The 2,249-nt window shown below is 68.2% G+C and carries 2 protein-coding genes and 1 tRNA gene; 1 reads left to right on the forward strand and 2 read right to left on the reverse strand.

All coding sequences use genetic code 11. The features are described from left to right. Window positions 1-201 precede the first annotated feature (201 nt). Window positions 202-278 (reverse strand) — tRNA-Arg (locus VGI62_RS05600). Between the two features lie 276 nt (window positions 279-554). Further along, complete coding sequence (locus VGI62_RS05605) at window positions 555-1,601, reverse strand: P1 family peptidase (protein ID WP_331503413.1); 1,047 nt, start codon at window positions 1,599-1,601, stop codon at window positions 555-557. A gap of 109 nt (window positions 1,602-1,710) precedes the next feature. Here VGI62_RS05605 and VGI62_RS05610 point away from each other — a divergent pair. Then, the coding region (locus tag VGI62_RS05610) for a gamma-glutamyltransferase (RefSeq protein ID WP_414695640.1) at window positions 1,711-2,249 on the forward strand (539 nt) is incomplete at its 3' end.

The following is a 2,249-nucleotide window of genomic DNA, read 5'->3' on the forward strand; positions in this document are numbered from 1 at the left end:
CGATCCCGTGTCTCTCCCATCAGTCCTTCCCCCATGCCCTAGGTGGAGGGTAGCTCGATAGCTCTGTAACTCCAAAACCACAGCGCGCCCGGAAAGCGCATTTTCGGCCGCTCAATCGCGGACGCGCTAGATGTTGTGTCCCCAGCCGTGTCCCCGAAGGGAAACGGGAGACACCCGGAAACCGCTAAGTCTTTGAAAGAATGGCGCGCCCGGAACGATTCGAACGTCCGACCCTCAGATTCGTAGTCTGATGCTCTATCCAGCTGAGCTACGGGCGCGCACCGCCTAACGGCGAGGCGGCTATCTAGCCGTCCGCCCCTTGCGGTTCAACCCTAAACGCACGATGCCCACCGAGCGGGCCTGCGCCCGATGGACGCCCCGGCCCGAGCCCACGAACCTGTTCACTGACAAGGGCGCGCCCCGCGGGAGCGACGTCACACCCTCGCTCTTTGGGCTTATGACGCTTGGAAGCCGGTATGCTTCGCGGACTTGCCTGAGCTTCGGGCTGCCTCAGACCTTGTGGATATCCTCCGGGGCTTTGGGCGAAGGGGGGTTCAGGCGGCGCCTGGCGGACGATGCCAGCAAGGCACGTCGGCGCCTGGCCAAGGCCGAGCCTCGAAGACTGCACGCGCCACGGCGCGGGCCAGCGCGTCGGCGGCGAGAGCCCCCAGGCGCGCCACCGTGTAGTCTGCGGCCTCCGGCATCGGACGCTGGGAGGTGGAGAGAGCGAACACCACATCGCCGTCAAAGGGCGAATGGATAGGTCGTATGGCGCGAGCGAGGCCGTCCTGGGCCATGATCGCGACCCGCTTGGCTTGGGCCGGCGTCAGTGTCACGTCGGTGGCGATGCAGGCGATGGTCGTGTTTCGGGCCTCGCCCGGCGATTTTGACAGACCCCAGTCCTCGGGCGCGGCGACAAGACCGCCTGAGCCCAAGCCACCAAATTCACCTTCGATCTCATAAGGCGCGGCCCAGAAGGTGCGGCCACCCGGCGCGGTCACCGAACCCCAGCAGTTGACCGCAACCAGCGCGCCGACCAGCATCCCGTCGGAGGCCCTCATCGAGGCCGAACCGATCCCGCCCTTCAGCGACCCCGCCATGGCGCCATAGCCCGCGCCGGCAGTCCCCAGTTCGACGCGTTCGGAAGCCGTAGCCACCGCCGTCAGGCCCAACGCGCGGTAGGGTGGTGTCTCTCCCCAGGCCTTGTCGCCGCCGTTGGCGAGGTCGAAAAGGATCGCGGCGGGGACGACCGGAGAGACCGGCACGCCGGAGATCTGCGAAAGCCCGTAGCCACGCCCACGCGCGCCCAGCCAGGCTGCGACCCCATCGGCCGCCGCAAGGCCGTAGACCGAACCACCGGCCAGCACCACGGCGTCCACCGCCTCGACTAAGTTCTCCGGCGCCAGCACGTCGGTCTCCCGGGTGCCGGGGGCGCCGCCGCGAACGTCGTAGGCGCAGACCGCGCGTGCGTCGGGCAGGATCACGGTGACCCCGCTGCGCGCCGCGACATCGTGCGCCTGGCCAACCTTCAGACCCAGGATATCAGTGATCAGGTTGCGAACGCCCGGGCGAGCGTGCGAAGGCTGAGTCTCCATGGACATGCGACCTCGCATGCCGGGAGGTTAGTTGTCCACGCGCGCTGCCTTAAGTGTTGCGCCGATCCACCCGTTCGTCCGGAGCTTCGTACACGTGACCTTCGTCAAGCGTCTCCTGCCCCTTGGCCTTATCGCCCTCGCCGCCGCCTGTGCCCTCCCGGCCACGGGGAAGCCCGCGACCGGACCCTCCTCCATGGTTGCTGCGGCCAATCCGATGGCTGTCGATGCGGGCCTGAAGGTCCTGAAGGCTGGCGGTTCGGCAGTTGACGCAGCCGTCGCCGTCCAGGCGGTGCTTGGTCTGGTGGAGCCGCAGAGCTCGGGCCTCGGCGGTGGCGCTTTCATGACCTACTACGACGCCAAGACCCACAAGGTCAGCGCCTACAACGGCCGGGAGACCGCGCCGGCCGGCGCAACGCCCGACATGTTCTACGGCCCGAACGGGAAACCCCTGCCCAAGGGCCAGGCGATCGTCACTGGCCGATCGGCCGGCGTACCTGGGGCCATTGCGATGCTCTACATGGCCCAGCACGACCACGGGAAGCTCGCCTGGGCGAACCTCTTCAGCGATGCCGAGCACCTTGCCGCCGACGGCTTCCCCGTGCCGCGCCGTATGGCCGAGGCCGCGAGCTCGCGGGCGCCGCAAGCGTCCCAGCC

Source organism: Phenylobacterium sp., from assembly GCF_036495085.1.
GTDB lineage: Bacteria > Pseudomonadota > Alphaproteobacteria > Caulobacterales > Caulobacteraceae > Phenylobacterium.

Coding starts and splice junctions, on each gene's coding strand:
- VGI62_RS05605 (WP_331503413.1), bottom strand. CDS start 1,601: ATGTCCATGGAGACTCAGCCTTCGCACGCTCGCCCGGGCGTTCGCAAC.